Genomic DNA, 19,947 nt, shown 5'->3' on the forward strand with positions numbered 1-19,947 from the left:
GACCGGCGCCGCTACTGGAAAAGGTTGATCGGCGCGGCGTCGTGGGTGGCGTAGGTCGCGGCGTCGTCCGCTTCGACGAGCCGGACGTCATAGCCCCAGAGATTGGCGAGATGCTGCAGCACCTTGCCGGCATCGGCCTTGTCGAGCGTCACGCCGTCGACCACCTGGTGGCGCAGGAGCAGACGGCGGTCCCCGGCGAGATTGACGTCGACAACCTGGATGTCGGCATCCTGGCGCGAGACGTCGAACTGGCGGGAGAGGGCCTGGCGCACGGCGCGGTAGCCGTTTTCGTTGTGGATCGAGGCGACGAGAAGGTCCGGCTCATCCTCGTCGTCGACGAGCTGGAACATGCGGTGCTTGCGGATGAGGGCCGGCGAGAGGAACTGCAGGATGAAGCTCTCGTCCCGATAGTTCGCCCAGCCATCCTTGAGAACGCCATAGGGATCGCCGCAGCCGGCGAAATCGGGAAAGAAGGCGCGGTCTTCCGCGGTGGGGCTGGTCGCGATGCGCTCGATGTCCTGCGTCATCGCGAAACCGAGCGAATAGGGATTGATGCCGCTGTAGCGCCGGTCGTCGAAGTCCGGCTGCATGATCACGCTGGTATGCGAGTGCAGGAACTCCATGAAGGCGCCGTCGGGGATCCGGCCCGCTTCGTGCAGGCGGCTCATCATCTTATAGTGGACGAAGCAGGCGCAGCCTTCGTTCATCACCTTGGTCTGGCGCTGCGGATAGAAGTACTGGGCGATCTGACGCACGATCCTCAGCACCTCGCGCTGCCAGGGCGCGAGCCGCGGCGCGGTCTTTTCCAGGAAGTAGAGAAGGTTCTCCTCGGGCAGGCCGAGCATGGCGCGGCGGCGCTCCTCGTCGGGCTTCTTGCGAGCCCGGCCCGTGGTCTTGGGCAGCGTGCGCCAGAGGACGTTGAAGGTCTTCTCGGCGTGCTCGCCGCGCTCCTTCTGGCGCCGCTGCTCGGAGATGAGGTCCGGCGCATGCTTGCCGGGATAGCGGTGGATGCCGTGGCTCATCAGCGCGTGCGCGGCGTCGAGCAGCCGCTCCACCGCATCGGCCCCGTAGCGCTCCTCACAGTCGGCGATGTAGGTCTTGGCGAAGGCGAGATAGTCGAGAATGCTGGAGGCGTCGGTCCACTGCTTGAAGGCGTAGTTGTTCTTGAAGAAGTGGTTGTGGCCGAAGGCGGCGTGGGCCAGCACCAGGGTCTGCATCATGGCCGAATTTTCTTCCATGATGTAGACGAGGCAGGGATCGGAATTGATGACGATCTCGTAGGCGAGGCCCTGCCAGCCCTTGCGGTAGAGCGTTTCGTTGCGCACGAAATGCTTGCCGAAGGACCAGTGCTTGTAGAACATCGGCATGCCCGTCGAGGCATAGGCGTCGAGCATCTGCTCGGAGGTGATCACCTCGATCTGGTTGCGGTAGATGTCGAGGCCGAGTTCGTCCTCGGCGATCCGTTCCAGCGCCTCGTAGACGCGCGAGAGCGTGCCGAAATCCCATTCGCGGCTCTCGAAGAGGAGGGGTTTGGCGGCGCCGCCACCACGCTTGACGCTCTTCCTGCCAGCGACCGACATCAGTCCGCTCTCTCTTTCTCGGTCTTCTTCTCGAACAGTTCGCGAAAGACCGGGTAGATGTCGCGGCGGCTGTTGACCTTGCGCATGGCCATCGGAAGGTCGGGCCGCAGCATCTCCTTGTAGGCCCGCCAAAGCGCGGTCTCCTGGCGCGGGAAGACGCCGTCCTCGTGATCCGGGTCGCCGCGGCCGACCTGGAGATAGGCGTAGTACTGCGACACCGGCAGGATCGTCTCGCGCAGGAGCGCGATCGTGCGGGCATTGTCGGAGGACAGATTGTCGCCGTCGGACGCCTGGGCGGCGTAGATGTTCCACTGGTCCGCGGGGAAGCGGTCGGCGACGATCTTCGCCATCTCCTCCAATGCCGAGGAGATCACCGTGCCTCCGCTCTCGCGGGAGTGGAAGAAGGTGTCCTCGTCGACCTCCTTGGCCTCGTGGGTGTGGCGGATGAACACGATCTCGACCCGCCGGTAGCGCCGGGTGAGGAACAGATAGAGCAGCGAGAAGAACCGCTTGGCGAGGTCCTTCATGTGCTCGTCCATCGAGCTCGACACATCCATCAGGCAGAACATGGCGGCCCGCGCGATCGGCTCGGGCGTCACCTCGATGCGCCGGAAGCGGAGATCGACCGGGTCGATGAAGGGCACCGTCCGCGTCCGCCTCTCCTGGCGTTCCAGTTCCGAACGCAGCGCCGCGATGCGCTGCGGCTCGGCCCCGTCGGCCTCGGCTTCCTGAAGCTCGCGGCGCAGTTTCGCGATCTCCTGGGGCGAGGGGCGGCGCAGCGCGATCCGCCGCGACAGGCTCTTCCTCAGCGTGCGGGAGACCGAGAGGCTCGCCGGTGGTCCCGATGTGCGGAAGCCGGCAGGATGACGCTTCTCCAGCGCATCGCCCATGACTTGGCGCTTGGCGAGGTTGGGCAGTTCGAGATCTTCCAGGAACAGGTCGAGGAACTCGTCGCGCGACAGGACGAAGCGGAACTGGTCCTCGCCCTCGCCGTCGGCGCTGCCTTCCGACCCTGCGCCGCCGCCCTTCTTCGGGCGGGGGAGGCGGTCCCCGCTCACGAACTCCTTGTTGCCGGGCAGGACATGCTCGCGCAGGCCCCCGTCGCGTCCGGCATGGAAGCTCGGCTCGTGGACGCCGTCGGCCGGGATCGAGACGGCGCCGCCCTCGTCGATCTCGCGGATCCGCCTGGCGCCGGACGCTTCGCGAACCGCCTGGCGCACCAGCGAGCGGGCCCGGCGGATGAACCGCTGGCGGTTTGCGAGGCTCTTGCCGCCTGGATCGAGGCGGCGATCAATGATGTGCATGACTGATCAACAGGCTCGTCAGCTTGCCTGCCTCACACGCATATACCACTCCACCAGCCGGCGAACCTGCCGCAGCGTGAACCCGCGCGCGACCATCCGCTCGACGAACTCGTTGTGCTTCTTCTCGGTCTCCCCGTCCTTTTTCGATCCGAAGCTGATCACCGGCAACAGATCCTCGACCTGGCTGAACATGCGCTTCTCGACGACGTCGCGGATCTTCTCGTAGCTCGTCCAAGATGGGTTCCGTCCGTGGTTGGCTGCCCGTGACCTGAGAGAGAATTTCACGACCTCGTTGCGGAAGTCCTTGGGATTGGCGATGCCTGCCGGCTTCTCGATCTTCGACAGTTCCTGGTTCAACAATTCGCGATCGAACAGTTGTCCGGTGTCCGGATCTTTATAGTCCTGATCCTCGATCCACGCATCAGCATAAGCGACGTAGCGGTCGAAGAGGTTCTGGCCGTAGTCGTGATAGGATTCCAGATAGGCCTTCTGGATCTCGTTGCCGATGAACTCCGCGTAACGCGGCGCGAGCTCGGCCTTGATGAACTCCAGATAGTCGCTCTCGACATCGTCGGGGAACTGCTCGCGGCGCACCGCCTGTTCGAGGACGTACATCAGGTGCACCGGGTCGGCGGCGACCTCCTCGGTGTCGTGATTGTAGGTCGCCGACAGCGCCTTGAAGGCGAATCTCGTCGAGATGCCGTTCATGCCCTCGTCGACGCCGGCCGCGTCCCGGTATTCCTGCATGGTGCGGGCCTTGGGGTCGATCTCGCGCAGGCTCTCGCCATTGTATACCCGCATCTTGGCCGGCAGCGAGGAGTTCTCGTGCGGCTTCAGGCGCGACAGGACGGCGAAGCGGGCCAGCATCTCCAGCGTGTCCGGCGCGCGCGGCGCCGCCGACAGCTCGGAATTCTGGACCAGCTTGTCGTAGATCTTGGTCTCCTCGTCGACGCGCAGGCAGTAGGGCACCTTGATGACGTAGATGCGGTCGATGAAGGCCTCGTTGTTCTTGTTGTTCTTGAACGAGCGCCACTCGGCCTCGTTGGAATGGGCCATGATCATGCCGGTGAAGGGAAGCGCCCCGATATTCTCCGAGCCGACATAGGAGCCTTCCTGCGTCGCCGTCAGCAGCGGATGCAGCATCTTGATCGGCGCCTTGAACATCTCGACGAATTCGAGGACGCCCTGGTTCGCCCGGTTGAGGCCGCCGGAATAGGAATAGGCGTCGGGATCGTTCTGCTCGAACATTTCGAGCCGCCGGATGTCGACCTTGCCGACCAGCGAGGAAATGTCCTGATTGTTCTCGTCGCCGGGCTCGGTCTTGGAGATGCCGATCTGGCGCAGGCGCGAGGGCATCAGCTTGGCGACCTTGAACTTCGAGATGTCGCCGCCGAACTCGTCCAGCCGCTTGACGCACCAGGGGCTCATCAGCCCGGTGAGGCGCCGGCGGGGAATGCCATATTCGCCGGAGATCATCTCGCCCATGGTCTCCGGATCGAAGAGCACGAGCGGACTCTCGAAGACCGGGCTCAGTTCGTCTCCCGCCTTCAGGACGTAAATCGGCTGCTCTTCCATCAGCGCCTTGATGCGCTCGGCGAGCGAGGATTTGCCGCCGCCGACCGGGCCGAGGAGATAGAGGATCTGCTTGCGCTCCTCGAGCCCCTGCGCCGCCTGCCGGAAGAAGGCGACAATCCGCTCGATCGTCTCTTCCATGCCGTAGAATTCGGAGAAGGCGGGGTAAGTGCGGATCGTCCTGTTCTGGAAGATCCGGCCGAGCCGGGAATCCTGCGAGGTGTCAACAAGCTGGGGTTCGCCGATCGCCGCCAGGAGCCGCTCATGCGGTCCGGCATACATCAGCGGATCGGTGCGGCAGGCGTCCAGATAGTCCGAAACCGACATGACGGTCTCGCGCCGCGCCTCGTACGTCTTCGCATAGTAGTCGAATAACGCGCTCAACACTCACCTCCGTTCGCCATGCCGGGGTGGGCCCTTCCGGGTCCGATGCCCCAGCCGCCTATGTTGTCAGTGTGGGCAATGCAGCGACCTGACGCAAGTCAAATCATTGATAATTATCATTAAATTACGCGTCGCTGACGATCGGACGCTTGCTTTCCCGCGCGGACTGGTGGATCATCTCGCCCGCGCGAATCAGGGCCTAGCGGCCTCCTGCTGCAATGCAAAAGAAGAGTCTCATCGGCATCGCGGCAAATCAAGTCGCCGAACCGACACGCCTCCTCAATCTCCTGGTGCCGGCACGATCGGCCACCCATTCCCTTTCTTGCAGATCGGTGGTCAGCCTCGGTGGCAACCGAAGCGATTTTGCGGCGCCGGCCCGGCTCGTTAGCCACGTCCGGAAAAAGAGTGGAAAGGGCAGGGAAGCGCGCGTCAGCGCCCGGCTATCGCGCGCCGCGCAGCAGCGCCTCGACAAAGGCGGGGACGAGGTCGCTGGCGAGCCCGTGCCGCGCCTCGTCGAAGAGGAGTGTTCCCTCCGAAGGCTCGAGATTGAGCTCGATCGTGCGGATGCCGGCCGCCCGGGCTTCGGCCACGAACCCGGCGGCCGGATAGACGGCGCCGCTGGTGCCGATCGACAAGAACAGGTCTGCGGCGAGAAGACGCTCCTCGATGACATCCATGTGATAGGGCATTTCGCCGAACCAGACGACGTCGGGTCGGACTTGGCCCGAGGTCGCGCAGGCGGCGCAGGTCGAGCTGATTGCAAGATCGCCGGCGAAGGGTGACCGATCGCCGCAGGCGCCGCAGAGCGCCTTGGTCAGTTCGCCATGCATATGGATGACCGACCGTGAACCGGCCCGCTCATGCAGATCGTCGATGTTCTGGGTTACGATCGTGACTGCGCCGGGATGATCGCGCTGCAGCCGGGCCAAGGCGAGGTGGGCCGGGTTCGGCTGAACGCCGGCAAGGCCAGCCCTCCGCGCATTGTAGAAGGCGTGGACGGCGGCGGGGTCGCGCGCAAACCCTTCGGGCGTTGCCACGTCCTCCAGACGGACCCTCGACCAGATGCCGCCCTTGTCGCGGAAGGTCTCGACGCCGGACTCGGCCGAGATGCCGGCGCCGGTGAGGATGAAGAGGGAGGCGCTGTCTCGTTTGCTCAAGTCTGAACGTCCGGTCGGTTGCTACAGTTCGGAAGGGAGTATGCAACCTGCGGGCCGGATCGAGAGCACCCACTGCGACTTGCAGTGCGTCGGCTCTACCCACATGATCGCAAATGATTTTGTAGCGAGGAGGAGGTGTATCCTTGCGGATGGCGAAGACGGTCGTCGGCATCGCGTTTGCTGTCTTGGCGCTGCTTGCCGCGGTGACATCTCCGGGGTTGGCGCAGACACACCAGTTCGGCGACTTCCACTGGAACAGCGACAAGCCCGGCATCATCGTTCTGGATGGGCCGATCGGGACCGACGCGGCCTTAGACTTCCGCCGCGCCTTACGCGCATTGCCGGGCCTCAAGGCTGTCAGCTTGAACAGCCCCGGAGGATCCGTGATCATCGCGCTCCTCATCGCCGACGAGGTTCACGAGCGGGGATTGAACACCGAAATTCCGGACGACGCCCTTTGCTATTCCGCGTGTTCCTTCATCTTCTTTTCGGGACAGGAGCGACGCGCGAAGGGAAAGCTTGGTGTTCATCAGTTCGCCTCGGGCAGCGGCGACGTCCTGTCTGTTCAGTCTGCCATCTCCGACCTCCTCGACCTGATGAATCGGGTGGAGGTGCCTGCCCAAGTGCTGACCATCATGTTCCGCACGCCGCCGAGCGCAATGTATGTTTTCAGCCCGGAGGAAGTCGCCCGCCTCGGCATTGATCGCACCGCTTCCGGCCGCCCTCCAGAAAAAGACTCCAGTTATGAAGTTGGAGGTGGGGAAGCGAATGGCCGTGTTTCCGAAGCCGTTGCATACCCGCCGCCATCCCAGGCCGCAAAGCTTTCCAAGCGTGCCGTGTTCTATCAAGAAAAATTTGGGAACTCGCCCGGCACTCAAGAGAGCGGGAATGTGTTCTGGTCGGTGATCGAGACACCTCCGTTTGAAGGCAAGCAGGATGAGGCAGCGATCCGCGCAGTTGTCGAGGTGCCTGATGAGAATTTAAAGTTGACGATGACGATCACGCGGAATGCCGACCCGAGCCTGCCAGCTAGCCACGTCATCGAGCTTCTGTTCGACGTGCCGAGGAATTTCTCCGGCGGCGCGGTATCCAATGTCCAGCGATTGGCACTGAAAGATACAGAACAGGCCCGGGGCGATCCCCTCATCTGCGTCGCCGGCAAGGTCGCCGACAACAGATTTATCATAGCGCTCAACAACCTTGATGAAGCCATTGAGACAAATCTAACCCTCCTCCAAAGCAAGCAATGGATCGACGTTCCTCTTGCCTATTCGTCGGGACGACGAGCGCTGATGTCGTTCGAGAAAGGTGTGCCTGGGAATGCTGTGTTCAAACGGGTTATCGAAAGCTGGAAGAGCAGGCCCCCGGCCCTCACCGTCATGATCCCTTAGCTCGCTTCCGTGCCGCCGACCGTCACCTGGTCCATCCTGAGGTGCGGTTGGCCGACGCCGACGGGCACGCCCTGGCCGTTCTTGCCGCACATGCCGATGCCGGGGTCGAGCGCGACGTCATTGCCGACCATGGAGACGCGGTGCATCGCCTCCGGTCCGTTGCCGATCAGCATGGCGCCCTTCAGCGGCTCGGCCACCTTACCGCCGCGGATCCGGTAGGCCTCGGTGCAGCCGAAGACGAACTTGCCGGAGGTGATGTCGACCTGGCCGCCGCCGAAGGAGACGGCGTAGATCCCGTCCTTCACGGAGGCGATGATCTCCTCGGGCGTGTGGGGGCCTTCGGTCATCATCGTGTTGGTCATGCGCGGCATGGGGATGTGGGCATAGGACTGCCGCCGGCCGTTGCCGGTGGCGGCCATGCCCATCAGCCGGGCGTTCTGCCGGTCCTGCATGTAGCCGACGAGCTTGCCGTCCTCGATCAGGACGGTGCGGCCCGTCGGCGTGCCCTCGTCGTCGATGGTCAGCGAGCCGCGCCGTTCGGCGACGGTGCCGTCATCGACGACAGTGACGCCCTTGGCTGCGACCTGTTGCCCCATCAGCCCGGCGAAGGCGGAGGATTTCTTGCGGTTGTAGTCGCCCTCCAGCCCGTGACCGACCGCCTCGTGCAGCATGACGCCGGGCCAGCCCGAGCCAAGCACGATGTCGAAGGTTCCGGCGGGAGCCGGCACGGCCTCGAGATTGACCCGAGCCTGGCGCAGCGCCTGGTCGGCGATCGCCTGCCAGGCCTCGGTGACCAGGAACTCGCCGAAGCCGCGGCGGCCGCCGGCTCCGAACGAACCGGTCTCCTGCCGGTCGCCCCTGCCGCAGACGACGGAGACGTTGATCCGCACCAGCGGCCGCACGTCCTTCACCAGGCGCCCGTCGGCGCGCAGGATCTCGACGGTCTGCCACTGCGAGCCGAGCGTGGCCGAGACCTGGCGCACATCGTCGCCCTGGCGCCTGAGATAGGCGTCGATCTCCTGCAGGAGCTTCACCTTCTCCTCGAAGCTGGGCGAGGGGATAGGGTTCTCGTCGCCGTAGCGCCTGGCGTTTGTGCCGGCCGGCGGTTCGGCATAGTGGCCCGAATGCCCGGTCTTGACGGCGGTCACAGCGGCCGCGGCGCGCTTCAGCGCCGCCTGCGAGAAGTCTCCGGCATGCGCATAGCCGACCGCCTCGCCGGCGACGGCCCTGAGGCCGAAGCCCTGGTCGGTCGAGAAATTGCCCGACTTCAGCCGGCCATTGTCGAAGACGAGGGACTCCTGCTCGAGATATTCCAGGAACAGTTCGCCGTCGTCGGCGCCGAGAAGCGTTTCGGACAGAACGGCGTCGATCTCGGCGCGGGAAATATCGAAACGCTCGATGAGCGAAAGGGTCATGGCTGCGCGTCCTTCAGAGCGGAAGTCGCCCCTGAGATAAGCGCGCCGCGCGCGCTTGCCAACGGACCGATCGGCCCGAAGAGGACCCGCACGACCTATTGCAGCGCGTCGAAGCCCTCCCGGAAGCCCTTGAGGTCGACGGGAATGCCGATCCCCTGTTCCGGCGTCTGAAAGACGATGAAGGTCGCGGACGTGCCTTCCGACAAGGTCTTCAGGAGCGTGTCCTCCAGGATGACCTCGGCATAGCAGCCGTCGGAGAAGCAGCGCACGAACTGGGCGCGGCCGATATCCTTGCCGTCGACATAGAGCCCGAGGCCGTTCGGCAGGAGGATGCCGAGCGGAGCAAGGATGCGCAGGATCTTCGCCTTCTTGTCCGCCGTCTTGAGCGCGACCACCGAGAGGCCGATCTCCGGCCGGTCCTCGGCGACGACGTTCTGGAGGAGCGCGCACTGCTCTCCGGACGCGCCCGCCGGCTGATCGCAGACGATGGCCCAGGCGCCGTGCTGCGACTTTACGGTGCCGGTCGCCCCGGCCTGCGCCAGCGCGGGCCGCGGCGCGGCGACGGCGATGAAGGTGATCGCGGCAAGAGCCGCAACCAGCGATGTGACGGGTTTCATCATGTCAAGATCCGAATCAGATTGGCCCAGACTGTCCCACAACCATGGCAAAGGATTGGTTACCGCTGCATTCTACAAGCCTGCCCCGGGGCGGTCCCGATACGCGGGCCCGCCCGCCCGCCGACCGTGCCGCGAACCGCCTCCCGAAGCCTTACTAGCTGATTTTGCAGCCGAGCGGGACGCCGCGTCCGCAAATATGTCGCAAGATTGGGAACGATCTAAGATGTTGCGGTCCAGCGGGTTTCGTGGTTTGAAACGGTGGGCTACCGGAGATATTCGGATTTTGATATGTATAGGGAATGCGGCATCGGCCGTCTCCTGAACGATCCGGACGGGGGCGGGGCTCAGCCAAGCGCGACAGGGAGAGAATGCGAGTGAGACGATCGATCTTCGCCGCGGGGGCGCTGCTTCTGAGCGCCGGCGGTGCAGCAGCTCAAGAGGGGAGCACTCCGGCAGGCCAGCCGCATCCATGGCAGATGGGGCTGCAGGAGGCGCTGTCGCCGATCGAGGCACAGATTCATTGGTTCAGCAATTACGTGCTGGCCTTCATCGTGCCGATCACCATTCTGGTTGCGGCCCTGCTCGGCTGGTGCGTCTATCGCTTCCGCGAGAGCCGCAACCGCGAAGCTTCGCGCACAAGTCACAACACGCTGATCGAGGTGGTCTGGACGCTGGCGCCGGTCATCGTCCTGCTGTTCATCGCGGTTCCCTCCTTCCAGCTCCTGACGGCGCAGTACAATCCGCCGAGCGAGCCGGAGCTGACGGTCAAGGCGACCGGTTATCAGTGGTACTGGGGGTACGAGTATCAGCCGTCGAACGATTCGCCGGAGGCTCAGGCCAAGGCGGTCTCCTTCGATTCCTATCCCCTGGCGCAGCTGACTGATTCGCTCGCCGACCAGGATGCGGCCTCCGAAGCCAAGGGCGGCCTCGACTTTTATCCGCGACTGCTGGCGGTCGACAACGAGATGGTCGTGCCGGTCAATACCGTCATCCGCGTCACCACGACGTCGGCCGACGTGATCCACTCCTGGGCGGTGCCCTCGATGGGCGTGAAGGTCGACGCGGTGCCAGGTCGCCTCAACGAATACTGGTTCGAAGCGCTGAAGGAAGGCCTCTTCTACGGCCAGTGCTCCGAGCTCTGCGGCCAGAACCATGCCAACATGCCGATCGCCGTGCGGGTCGTCTCCAAGGAGCAGTTCCAGAAATGGTATGCGGCGGCCGCCGAGGATGTCGGTGAGGCCAACAAGCAGCTGATGGCAGAAGTCGATGGTCGCAAGGCCGTCGAGGTCGCCGGTCGCTGAGAATAGGGACGAGGGGAAGCTGACATGGCCTATGGTGCCACCCACGAAGCCCACGACGATCATAAGCCGCACGGCTGGACGCGCTGGGTCTATTCGACGAATCACAAGGACATCGGGACGCTCTACCTGATCTTCGCGATCTGCGCCGGCGTCTTCGGCGGCGCGCTCTCGGTCGCGATGCGCATGGAACTGCAGGAGCCGGGTCTCCAGATCTTCGGCGATCCGCAGGTCTACAACGTCTTCACCACCGGCCACGGCCTGATCATGATCTTCTTCATGGTCATGCCCGCCCTGATCGGCGGCTTCGCCAACTGGATGGTGCCGATCATGATCGGCGCGCCGGACATGGCGTTCCCGCGGCTCAACAACATCTCCTTCTGGCTGCTGGCCGCGGCCTTCCCGCTGCTGGTCCTGTCGATGTTCGTCGAAGGCGCGCCGGGTGCGAATGGCGCCGGCACCGGCTGGACGATGTATCCGCCACTGTCGACCTCGGGCCATCCGGGGCCTGCCGTCGACCTCGCGATCTTCTCGCTCCATATCGCGGGTGCATCGTCGATCCTCGGCGCGATCAACTTCATCACCACCATCCTGAACATGCGCGCACCCGGCATGACGCTGCACAAGATGCCGCTGTTCGCTTGGTCGGTTCTGGTGACGGCCTTCCTCCTGCTTCTGTCGCTGCCGGTTCTCGCCGGTGCGATCACGATGCTTCTGACCGACCGCAATTTCGGCACGACCTTCTTCTCGCCCTCGGGCGGCGGTGACCCGATCCTGTTCCAGCACCTGTTCTGGTTCTTCGGCCATCCGGAGGTCTACATCCTGATCCTGCCGGCCTTCGGCATCATCAGCCACATCATCTCGACCTTCTCCAAGAAGCCGGTCTTCGGCTATCTCGGCATGGCCTATGCGATGGTGGCCATCGGCGTCGTCGGCTTCGTGGTGTGGGCGCACCACATGTACACGACCGGCATCTCGCTCAACACGCAGCGCTATTTCGTCTTTGCCACCATGGTGATCGCGGTGCCGACCGGCATCAAGATCTTCTCCTGGATCGCGACGATGTGGGGCGGCTCGGTAAGCTACAAGACGCCGATGCTCTGGGCGGTCGGCTTCATCTTCCTGTTCACCGTCGGCGGCGTTACCGGCGTCAAGCTCGCCAATGCCGGCATGGACCGCGTGCTGCACGACACCTACTACGTCGTGGCGCACTTCCACTACGTCCTGTCGCTCGGCGCCGTCTTCGCGATCTTCGCGGCCTGGTACTACTGGTTCCCGAAGATGTCCGGCTACATGTACAACGAGACGATCGGCAAGGTTCACTTCTGGCTGACCTTCGTCGGTGTCAACATCATCTTCTTCCCGCAGCACTTCCTGGGCGCTGCCGGCATGCCGCGCCGCTATGCCGACTATCCGGACGCCTTCGCCGGGTGGAACCTCGTCTCCTCGATCGGGTCGTACATCTCCGGCGTTGCGGTCCTGGTGTTCCTCTATGGCGTCTACGAAGCGTTCTCGAAGAAGCGCGTCGCCGGTGCCAACCCCTGGGGCGAGGGCGCGACGACGCTGGAATGGCAGCTGCCGTCCCCGCCGCCGTACCATCAGTGGGAAGAACTGCCGCGCGTTCGCTGACGTCCGGCAGGACATAATGAGACGAGTGGCGGCGTCCCGGCCAGAGTTCGGTCGGGACGCCGCAGCCAGATAGAGGCCGCAGCAAGTGCGGCGGTCGCCGGCAGCCATGGCGCCGGTCGGACATGACGAAATACGAGGGTTCTCGTTGACGCTTCTCGATGCCACAGACGCCACGCGCATGTCCGCCGTCTCGAACGGCGTGAGCTTGGCCGAGCCGCGCGACTTCCTGGCGCTCTTGAAGCCGCGGGTGATGTCGCTCGTGGTTCTCACGGCGATCACCGGGCTGATGCTCAGCCCCGGACACATCCATCCGACCCTGGCGGCGATCTCCATCCTGGCGATCGCCATCGGCGCGGGCGCCTCCGGAGCGCTCAACATGTGGTACGACGCCGATATCGACGGAGTGATGTCGCGCACCGCCAAGCGCCCGGTTCCCGCCGGCCGCGTCGCGCCGGAAACCGCGCTCGCCTTCGGTCTCGGCCTTGCGCTTCTCGGCGTCTGCCTGCTCGGCCTTGCGGCCAACTGGTTCGCGGCGGCGCTGCTCGCCTTCACCATCTTCTTCTACGCCGTCGTCTACACGATGGGCCTGAAACGCTGGACGCCGCAGAACATCGTCATCGGCGGGGCCGCCGGCGCCTTCCCTCCGATGATCGGCTGGGCCGCGGTCACCGGCAGCGTCTCGATCGAGAGCGTCGTCCTCTTCCTGATCATCTTCCTGTGGACCCCGCCGCATTTCTGGGCGCTGGCGCTGTTCAAGCTCAAGGACTACGACAATGCTGGCGTGCCGATGCTGCCGAATGTCGCCGGCGAGCGCTCGACCAGGATCCAGATCTTCGCCTATTCGCTGTTGCTGGTCCCCGTCGGCGTCGCACCTTGGCTGATGGGCTTTGCCGGTCCGGTCTACGGGATCGCGTCCGTTCTCCTTGGCGCCAATTTCCTTCGCCACGCCTATGCGACACTGCGCATGTCCGACGGCGATCCGAAGATGATCGCGGCCAAGAAGCTGTTCGGCTTCTCGATCCTCTATCTCTTCTCCCTGTTCGCGATCCTGCTCGGCGAGGCGGTTGCCACGCAGCTCGTCCTCGCCTTCGGAGGCTGACATGGACGAGGATCGTGTGCGTCTGACCGAGCCGGAGCAGCGCGCGCGGCGCAACCGCTCGATCGCCATCGCGGTCGTTCTCGTGGCCCTGGTCGTCATTTTCTATTTCGTCTCGATCGCGAAGATGGCCTCATGACGGAGCGGCACGAGAAACCATCCGACGATCGTTCCGCCTCGACGGCGCGCCGGGGCGTGATCATCGCGGTTGCCTGCGCGGCCTTTGCGGTCGGCATGGTCGGTGCGGCCTTCGCCTCCGTTCCGCTCTATCGCATGTTCTGCCAGGTCACCGGCTATGGCGGCACGACACAGAGGGCCGAAGTCGCGAGCGGTGGCGTGAGCGAGAAGAGCGTGACCATTCGGTTCGACGCCAATGTCGCCGCGGGTCTGCCCTGGTCGTTCAGTCCGAACGAGCGTGAAGTGCGGGTGCAACTCGGGGCGACGCACCAGACGAGCTATCGCGTCAAGAATACGACCGATCGCACGCTCACCGGCCAGGCGCTGTTCAACGTGACGCCCGAGGCTGCCGGCGTCTACTTCAACAAGATCGACTGTTTCTGCTTCAACAGCCAGACGCTGAAGCCGGGCGAGGAGGCGGACATGGGCGTCCTCTTCTTCATCGATCCGGCGATGCTGCAGGCGGAGGAACTGAAGGACGCGCCGGCGATCACGCTGTCCTATACGTTCTTCCCGATCGATAATCCGGATCCTGTCGCGGAGGCGCCGGTCGACGGCGCCCGCGCGAAGAAGGGCAGGGAAAGCTGAGCCCCGGCGCCCCGCGCGGTTTCGCGGGGGATGGGGCTGTGAGGAATGCTGGAGTTGGCCCGCGATCTCGTATAGTCGGATCGGCGGGAAGAAGAGGAAGACGAGGGGGAATGGCGATGGCAGATTCGCACGCCAAGCATCACGACTACCACATCATCGATCCGAGCCCGTGGCCGTTCCTCGGCTCGGTCGGCGCCTTCGTGATGATGGTGGGAGCCGTCGCGTATATGCGCGACATGTCCGGCAACCAGTTCCTCATGTTCGGCGTCGATCTCGCGACGCCCTGGATCTTCTTCCTCGGCCTCGCCATCGTCCTCTACACGATGTTCGCCTGGTGGTCGGACACGGTGAAGGAGGGGCAGGAGGGCGCCCATACGCGCGTGGTGTCGCTGTCGCTGCGCTACGGCATGATCATGTTCATCGCCTCCGAGGTGATGTTCTTCGTCGCCTGGTTCTGGGCCTTCTTCGACGCGAGCCTGTTCCCGAACGAGGCCATCCAGGCCTCCCGGACCGAGGTGCTCGGCGGGCAGTGGCCGCCGGTCGGGATCGAGGTTCTCGATCCTCTTCACCTGCCGCTGTTCAACACGATTACGTTGCTTCTGTCCGGCACCACGGTGACCTGGGCCCACCACGCGCTGCTCCACAATGACCGGAAGAGCCTGAAGCTCGGCCTCGCGCTGACCGTGATCCTCGGCGTGATCTTCTCCTACGTCCAGTTCTACGAGTACGCCCACGCGCCCTTCGCCTTCTCCGGGTCGATCTACGGCTCGACCTTCTTCATGGCGACCGGCTTCCACGGCTTCCACGTGATCATCGGGACGATCTTCCTGGCGGTCTGCCTGATCCGGGCCTCGCTCGGCCAGTTCACTCCGGAGAAGCATTTCGGCTTCGAGGCCGCGGCCTGGTACTGGCACTTCGTCGACGTGGTGTGGCTGTTCCTCTTCTTCTGCATCTATGTCTGGGGCGGCTGGGGCGGCCAGATCGCAGCCGGATAAATTCCGCGGGCTGGAACGCGGATCGTCCTGACCAAGTTCACGAAAGGAAGGCGGCGCACGGTGCGCCGCCTTCTTCGATTTTCAGGAGAGCGCGATGAACGAGGACAAGGCGATCTTCGCGCCGGTGGACCCGGCGAAGGCCGGTCTGCGCGGCCGCTGTCCGCGCTGCGGCGAGGGCAAGCTCTTTTCCGGTTATCTCACCACCGCCCCCCGCTGCAGCCATTGCGGGCTCGACTATACCTTCATCGATTCCGGCGACGGGCCGGCGGTCTTCGTCATCCTGATCATCGGCTTCGTCGTCTGTGCGCTGGCGCTCTGGATGGAGGTCTCGCTGAACCCGCCGCTCTGGGTCCATTTCCTCCTCTGGATCCCGCTCATTTTCATCCTGTCCCTGCCGCTGCTGCGGATGCTCAAAGGGCTGATGATCGGTCTGCAATACAAGAACCGCGCGGCCGAAGGCCGCCTGGAGCGCAATGACTGACACCGTCCGCCCGACCGGCCCGGCCCAGGCTGGCGACGCGGCCATACGCCGGATGTCGCGAGGGCGCTTCCTCTTCGCTCTTGGCGCCTGCCTCGCCGGGATCGTGATCCTCCTCGGCCTCGGCACATGGCAGGTCGAGCGTCTCCGGTGGAAGGAGGCGCTGCTCGCGCAGATCGACGCGCGCACGCATGCGGCGCCGGTCGGCGTCGATGTCCTCGCCGCGGAGTTTGCCAAAGGCCGCGACATCGCATACCGGCCTGTGTCGGCCACCGGCCGCTTTCTGAACGAGGGGGAGCGCTATGTGCTGTCGACGTTCGAAGGCAGCGCCGGCTGGAACGTCTACACCCCGCTCCTCTTGCCGGACGATCGCCTGGTCTTCGTCAATCGCGGCTTCGTGCCCTACGAGCTGAGGGACCCGGCGAAGCGGCGCGCGGGCCTGACGACGGGAGAGGTCACCGTGACCGGGCTTGCCCGCGAGGCTCCCGAGGCGAAGCCGGGCTATTTCGTGCCCGACAACGACCTCGCGAAGCACAATTTCTTCTGGCGCGACCTCACCGGCATGGCAGGCGGTCTTTCGCTGGGCAGCGGCGTGAGCATCCTGCCCTTCTTCATCGATGCCGGGCCGGGGCGCGCGCCCGGCGGTTGGCCCGTCGGCGGCACGACGAACGTGACGCTGCCCAACGACCATCTGCAATACGCCGTTACCTGGTATGGCCTCGCCGCGGTACTGATTGTGATGACCGTCCTTCTTGTGCGCCGGCGATTCACGCGCGACGCGTCCGCCGGACCCGCCGACGGCTCCCGCGCTTGACAGGAAGGGGGGCGATCCCTTCATTCGGCCCGTACCGAAACGCCGCCACTTGACCGCTCATTCCGGAGCCCGCTCTTGTCCGCCATCCTCGCAAAGCCTGCGCTGACGATCCGCCTGTGCGAACCGCGCGGCTTCTGCGCTGGCGTCGACCGCGCGATCCAGATCGTCGTCCTCGCGCTGAAGAAATACGGCGCGCCGGTCTATGTCCGCCACGAGATCGTCCACAACCGCTTCGTCGTGGAAGGCCTCCGGCAGATGGGCGCGGTCTTCGTCGAGGAACTCGCCGACGTGCCGGACGACGGTCAGCCGGTGGTCTTCTCCGCCCATGGCGTGCCGAAATCGGTGCCGGCCGAGGCAGAGGCCCGCGAGCTCCTCTATCTCGACGCCACCTGTCCGCTCGTCTCCAAGGTCCACAAGCAGGCGATGCTGCACGTCAAGCGCGGCCGCCATGTCGTCCTGGTCGGCCACAAGGGCCATCCCGAGGTGATCGGCACGATGGGCCAGCTCCCCGAGGGCACGGTCAGCCTGATCGAGAGCGAGGCGGACGTCGCCGCCTTCGCGCCCGCCGATCCGGCGGCGCTCGGCTTCGTCACGCAGACGACGCTCTCGGTCGACGATACCAGCGGGATCGTCGCGGCGCTGCGGGCGAAGTTCCCCGATATGCAGGCGCCGTCCTCCGAGTCGATCTGCTACGCCACGACCAATCGCCAGGAGGCGGTGAAGGCGGCGGCGTCTGGCGCCGACCTCTTCCTGATCGTCGGGGCGCCGAACTCGTCGAACTCCAAGCGCCTTGTCGAGGTCGCAACCCGGGCCGGCGCGCTCCACGGCGCACTCGTCCAGGGCGTCGACGACATCCCCTGGCAGGTTCTGGGCGACGGGGCAGTGGTGGCCGTCTCGGCCGGGGCGTCCGCGCCGGAAGTCTTGACCGAGGCCGTTCTCGACGCCTTCCGCGCGCGCTACGAGGTGCGCGTCGATCTCGTCCAGACCGCCGAGGAGAACGAGAACTTCCCGGTCATGCGCTCGCTCCGGGACACGCCGCTGACCGCAGCGGACATGGCCTTCGTCAACGGCGGGGCTTGACCGACTTGGCCGTCTACACCGATGTCAGCGAACCCCAGCTCGCCACCTTCCTTTCCGGCTACGATCTCGGCACGCTCCTCAGCTACAAGGGGATCGCGGAAGGCGTGGAGAATTCCAACTTCCTGATCCGCACAAGCCAGGGCACCTACATCCTCACGCTCTACGAGAAGCGGGTGAACCGGGGTGATCTGCCCTTCTTCGTCGGCCTGATGGAGCATCTCGCCGAACGCGGCCTGTCCTGCCCGCTTCCCGTCCACGATCGGCAGGGGGAGGCGCTGGGCGAGCTCGCCGGCCGCCCGGCCGCGGTCTTCACCTTTCTCGAAGGCATGTGGACGCGCCGACCCTCGGCCCAGCATTGCCGGGCGGTGGGCCATGCCATGGCACGCATGCACGAGGCATCGGCGGATTTTCGCCTGACGCGGCCGAACGGCCTGGCGCTTTCCGACTGGCGGCCGCTGTTCGAAAGCTGCGGCGGCCGGGCCGACGAAGTCGAGCAGGGGCTCGCCGCGGAGATCGCGGCGGAACTCGATAGTCTCGAGATGAACTGGCCGGCCGACCTTCCGGCGGGCGTCATCCACGCTGACCTCTTTCCCGACAACGTCTTCTTCCTGTCGGGCGAACTCTCCGGGCTGATCGATTTCTACTTCGCCTGCAACGACCTCCTCGCCTATGACCTCGCCATCGCGCTCTGCGCCTGGTGCTTCGAGGCGGATGCGAGCTTCAACGTCACCAAGGCGCGCGCGCTCATCAAGGGCTATGCAAGCGTCAGGCCGCTCGAGCCGGCAGAACTCAGGGCTTTCCCGACGCTCTGCCGGGGTGCCGCCATGCGGTTCCTCCTGACGCGCCTCTATGACTGGCTGACCGTGCCCGACGATTCCTTCGTGACCAAGAAGGACCCGCGGGAATATCTGAAGAAGCTGCGCTTCCACCGCAATGTGGCGGCAGCGGCGGACTACGGTCTCGACATCGCGAAGGTGTCGGCCGGGAGCACGACATGAGCAAGGTCGAGATCTTCACCGACGGGGCCTGTTCGGGCAATCCCGGTCCCGGCGGATGGGGCGCGATCATGCGCTTCAACGGCATTGAGAAGGAGTTGAAGGGCGGTGAGGCCCACACCACCAACAACCGCATGGAACTCCTCGCCGTGATCGAGGCGCTGTCGGCGCTGAACCGACCTTGCGCGATCGACCTCTATTCCGACTCGCAATACATGCGCGACGGCATCACCAAATGGATCAATGGCTGGAAGCGCAACGGCTGGAAGACGGCCGACAGGAAGCCGGTGAAGAATGCCGAACTCTGGCAGCGCTTGGAGGAGGAGAAGGCTCGCCACGACATCACCTTCCACTGGGTGCGCGGCCATGCGGGCCATGAGGAGAACGAGCGGGCGGATGCGCTGGCGCGGGCCGGCATGGAGCCGTTCAAGGGTCGCCGCGCGGCGGCCGAATAGCCGGCCATCAAAAAGATCCTGAAGCTTAGCGTCGCGGCGGGACATCGCGGATCGCGCCGGTTTCCGGTGCTTTTGGGCACTGGCTGACGTGAGGCCAAGCTATCTGGGTCGTCCTCGGGGATTATCAGACACAGCATCTCTCCGCGCCGTGATTTCCTGCGGGAAATCATGGTGATATACTGATCGCGTCGTAAGCGTGCGTTGCGTTCCGTGTAAGACTTTCGCGTCACGGAGGCTGTGATGAAGCACCAAGACCCCCTCGAGATGGTTCGATCCGCCGAGGCGATCCCCCTGCATGACATGTCGGTCGGCGAGCGCATTCACCGCTGGGCCCGGCTGCTCGAAGAACATGACGGCTCGGTCCATGCGCTGGACCGGATCGAATACATGGCTCCCGCCGACCGCCGGGCGGTCCGCGGACCGAAGACGCCGATGGCGGTCGCCTATGCCGATCCCGTGTTGCGGGCTCAGGGCCTGTCCGGCGACACGCTGGGAGAAGCGATGAGCTTCTTCGAGCTTTCGGACAACGACGCCCATCGGATGTTCTGCGACTGCCACTATTCGGGCACCATGACCGGGGCGGGGCTCGCCATGCGGCTGCGTCGCCATGCCGACGTCAAGGCGCGCGGCACGCTCTTTCAGCGGCTGGCGAGAGCCCTGTTCGGACGCCCCGTCGTCGCGGCCTGACCGGCCGGTCGGTTGGAGCGATAGATCGGCGGCGGCAAGCGATGGTGGCGGAAGGATCCGCCACCGTCGCTGGTTGGCGCCGAAAAGGGCCGACCCCGGAGCGCCGGATCGGCAAACCGCGGGTGGCGGCCCAGGGGCCCCGGCGCGGCTTGGCCGGGCGCGAGCCTGCGCGCATCGCCCCAAGATGCGGGCCGACCGTTGGCAAGTTCGCGCCTAGGGCATAAGTCGGTCCGAG

Annotated in this window: 19 protein-coding genes; 13 read left to right on the forward strand and 6 right to left on the reverse strand. The window is 64.9% G+C overall.

Going from position 1 to position 19,947, the window contains the following annotated elements; genetic code table 11:
- Window positions 1-11 precede the first annotated feature (11 nt).
- The 4 genes from LH400_RS17010 to LH400_RS17025 form a co-directional block, all read right to left on the reverse strand.
- Window positions 12-1,580 carry a SpoVR family protein gene (locus tag LH400_RS17010; protein WP_229154085.1) on the reverse strand — a complete coding sequence of 523 codons (1,569 nt, stop codon included), beginning with the start codon at window positions 1,578-1,580 and terminating at the stop codon, window positions 12-14.
- A complete protein-coding gene (locus tag LH400_RS17015; protein ID WP_229154086.1) occupies window positions 1,580-2,884 on the reverse strand; it encodes a YeaH/YhbH family protein in 1,305 nt (434 codons plus the stop codon). Before LH400_RS17015 ends, LH400_RS17010 begins: the two co-directional genes overlap by 1 nt.
- An 18-nt stretch (window positions 2,885-2,902) precedes the next feature.
- On the reverse strand, window positions 2,903-4,843 hold the full coding sequence (locus LH400_RS17020; protein WP_370638407.1) for a PrkA family serine protein kinase: 1,941 nt from the start codon (window positions 4,841-4,843) through the stop codon (window positions 2,903-2,905).
- A 437-nt stretch (window positions 4,844-5,280) separates the two neighbouring features.
- Complete coding sequence (locus tag LH400_RS17025) at window positions 5,281-5,997, reverse strand: NAD-dependent deacylase (protein ID WP_229154087.1); 717 nt, start codon at window positions 5,995-5,997, stop codon at window positions 5,281-5,283.
- 149 nt (window positions 5,998-6,146) lie between these two features.
- On the opposite strand from LH400_RS17025, the gene LH400_RS17030 reads away from it, so the two are divergent.
- Window positions 6,147-7,388 carry a COG3904 family protein gene (locus LH400_RS17030; RefSeq protein WP_229154088.1) on the forward strand — a complete coding sequence of 414 codons (1,242 nt, stop codon included), beginning with the start codon at window positions 6,147-6,149 and terminating at the stop codon, window positions 7,386-7,388.
- On the opposite strand, the gene tldD is transcribed toward LH400_RS17030, so the two are convergent.
- Both tldD and LH400_RS17040 read right to left on the reverse strand, forming a co-directional pair.
- On the reverse strand, window positions 7,385-8,803 hold the full coding sequence (gene tldD, locus LH400_RS17035) for a metalloprotease TldD (protein ID WP_229154089.1): 1,419 nt from the start codon (window positions 8,801-8,803) through the stop codon (window positions 7,385-7,387). The two genes, LH400_RS17030 and tldD, sit on opposite strands and share 4 nt — an antisense overlap.
- 95 nt (window positions 8,804-8,898) lie before the next feature.
- Window positions 8,899-9,423 carry an invasion associated locus B family protein gene (locus LH400_RS17040; protein ID WP_229154090.1) on the reverse strand — a complete coding sequence of 175 codons (525 nt, stop codon included), beginning with the start codon at window positions 9,421-9,423 and terminating at the stop codon, window positions 8,899-8,901.
- Window positions 9,424-9,788: 365 nt separating this feature from the next.
- Here LH400_RS17040 and coxB point away from each other — a divergent pair, with 365 nt between their 5' ends.
- The 12 genes from coxB to LH400_RS17100 all read left to right on the forward strand — a co-directional run bounded on the left by coxB (window position 9,789) and on the right by LH400_RS17100 (window position 19,712).
- Window positions 9,789-10,721 carry a cytochrome c oxidase subunit II gene (gene coxB, locus LH400_RS17045; RefSeq protein WP_229154091.1) on the forward strand — a complete coding sequence of 311 codons (933 nt, stop codon included), beginning with the start codon at window positions 9,789-9,791 and terminating at the stop codon, window positions 10,719-10,721.
- Between the two features lie 24 nt (window positions 10,722-10,745).
- A complete protein-coding gene (gene ctaD / locus LH400_RS17050) occupies window positions 10,746-12,347 on the forward strand; it encodes a cytochrome c oxidase subunit I (protein ID WP_229154092.1) in 1,602 nt (533 codons plus the stop codon).
- A gap of 178 nt (window positions 12,348-12,525) precedes the next feature.
- The gene (locus LH400_RS17055; RefSeq protein WP_229154093.1) at window positions 12,526-13,446 is read left to right on the forward strand and encodes a heme o synthase; all 921 of its coding nucleotides are present in this window, start codon (window positions 12,526-12,528) and stop codon (window positions 13,444-13,446) included.
- A gap of 1 nt (window position 13,447) precedes the next feature.
- Window positions 13,448-13,582, forward strand: a complete 135-nt coding sequence (locus LH400_RS17060; protein WP_229154094.1) for a cytochrome c oxidase system small membrane protein — start codon at window positions 13,448-13,450, stop codon at window positions 13,580-13,582.
- A complete protein-coding gene (locus tag LH400_RS17065) occupies window positions 13,579-14,208 on the forward strand; it encodes a cytochrome c oxidase assembly protein (RefSeq protein ID WP_229154095.1) in 630 nt (209 codons plus the stop codon). Before LH400_RS17060 ends, LH400_RS17065 begins: the two co-directional genes overlap by 4 nt.
- A gap of 116 nt (window positions 14,209-14,324) precedes the next feature.
- A complete protein-coding gene (locus LH400_RS17070) occupies window positions 14,325-15,203 on the forward strand; it encodes a cytochrome c oxidase subunit 3 (protein WP_229154096.1) in 879 nt (292 codons plus the stop codon).
- 94 nt (window positions 15,204-15,297) lie between these two features.
- Window positions 15,298-15,684: a DUF983 domain-containing protein gene (locus tag LH400_RS17075; RefSeq protein WP_229154097.1), complete on the forward strand. Its 387-nt coding sequence runs from the start codon at window positions 15,298-15,300 to the stop codon at window positions 15,682-15,684.
- A 103-nt stretch (window positions 15,685-15,787) separates the two neighbouring features.
- Complete coding sequence (locus tag LH400_RS17080; RefSeq protein ID WP_229154098.1) at window positions 15,788-16,495, forward strand: SURF1 family protein; 708 nt, start codon at window positions 15,788-15,790, stop codon at window positions 16,493-16,495.
- A gap of 75 nt (window positions 16,496-16,570) precedes the next feature.
- Window positions 16,571-17,575 carry a 4-hydroxy-3-methylbut-2-enyl diphosphate reductase gene (gene ispH, locus LH400_RS17085; RefSeq protein ID WP_229154099.1) on the forward strand — a complete coding sequence of 335 codons (1,005 nt, stop codon included), beginning with the start codon at window positions 16,571-16,573 and terminating at the stop codon, window positions 17,573-17,575.
- Between the two features lie 5 nt (window positions 17,576-17,580).
- On the forward strand, window positions 17,581-18,573 hold the full coding sequence (locus LH400_RS17090) for a homoserine kinase (RefSeq protein WP_229154437.1): 993 nt from the start codon (window positions 17,581-17,583) through the stop codon (window positions 18,571-18,573).
- Window positions 18,570-19,025 (forward strand): ribonuclease HI, encoded by a 456-nt coding sequence (rnhA, locus tag LH400_RS17095; RefSeq protein WP_229154101.1) that lies wholly within the window; start codon window positions 18,570-18,572, stop codon window positions 19,023-19,025. Before LH400_RS17090 ends, rnhA begins: the two co-directional genes overlap by 4 nt.
- Before the next feature lie 240 nt (window positions 19,026-19,265).
- Window positions 19,266-19,712, forward strand: coding sequence for a hypothetical protein (locus LH400_RS17100; protein ID WP_229154103.1), 447 nt, complete (start codon window positions 19,266-19,268; stop codon window positions 19,710-19,712).
- Window positions 19,713-19,947: the final 235 nt, after the last annotated feature.

The sequence above is a fragment of the Jiella soli genome (genome assembly GCF_020615385.1).
Classification (GTDB): domain Bacteria; phylum Pseudomonadota; class Alphaproteobacteria; order Rhizobiales; family Rhizobiaceae; genus VKMB-3413.

What these genes read in the sequence shown, in the direction of transcription:
- ctaD (WP_229154092.1), top strand. Translation starts at nt 10,746, where the DNA reads ATGGCCTATGGTGCCACCCACGAAGCCCACGACGATCATAAGCCGCAC.
- LH400_RS17055 (WP_229154093.1), top strand. Translation starts at nt 12,526, where the DNA reads ATGTCCGCCGTCTCGAACGGCGTGAGCTTGGCCGAGCCGCGCGACTTC.
- coxB (WP_229154091.1), top strand. Translation starts at nt 9,789, where the DNA reads ATGCGAGTGAGACGATCGATCTTCGCCGCGGGGGCGCTGCTTCTGAGC.
- LH400_RS17030 (WP_229154088.1), top strand. Translation starts at nt 6,147, where the DNA reads ATGGCGAAGACGGTCGTCGGCATCGCGTTTGCTGTCTTGGCGCTGCTT.
- LH400_RS17040 (WP_229154090.1), bottom strand. Translation starts at nt 9,423, where the DNA reads ATGATGAAACCCGTCACATCGCTGGTTGCGGCTCTTGCCGCGATCACC.
- LH400_RS17010 (WP_229154085.1), bottom strand. Translation starts at nt 1,580, where the DNA reads ATGTCGGTCGCTGGCAGGAAGAGCGTCAAGCGTGGTGGCGGCGCCGCC.
- tldD (WP_229154089.1), bottom strand. Translation starts at nt 8,803, where the DNA reads ATGACCCTTTCGCTCATCGAGCGTTTCGATATTTCCCGCGCCGAGATC.
- rnhA (WP_229154101.1), top strand. Translation starts at nt 18,570, where the DNA reads ATGAGCAAGGTCGAGATCTTCACCGACGGGGCCTGTTCGGGCAATCCC.
- LH400_RS17060 (WP_229154094.1), top strand. Translation starts at nt 13,448, where the DNA reads ATGGACGAGGATCGTGTGCGTCTGACCGAGCCGGAGCAGCGCGCGCGG.
- LH400_RS17015 (WP_229154086.1), bottom strand. Translation starts at nt 2,884, where the DNA reads ATGCACATCATTGATCGCCGCCTCGATCCAGGCGGCAAGAGCCTCGCA.
- LH400_RS17070 (WP_229154096.1), top strand. Translation starts at nt 14,325, where the DNA reads ATGGCAGATTCGCACGCCAAGCATCACGACTACCACATCATCGATCCG.
- LH400_RS17075 (WP_229154097.1), top strand. Translation starts at nt 15,298, where the DNA reads ATGAACGAGGACAAGGCGATCTTCGCGCCGGTGGACCCGGCGAAGGCC.
- LH400_RS17065 (WP_229154095.1), top strand. Translation starts at nt 13,579, where the DNA reads ATGACGGAGCGGCACGAGAAACCATCCGACGATCGTTCCGCCTCGACG.
- LH400_RS17100 (WP_229154103.1), top strand. Translation starts at nt 19,266, where the DNA reads ATGAAGCACCAAGACCCCCTCGAGATGGTTCGATCCGCCGAGGCGATC.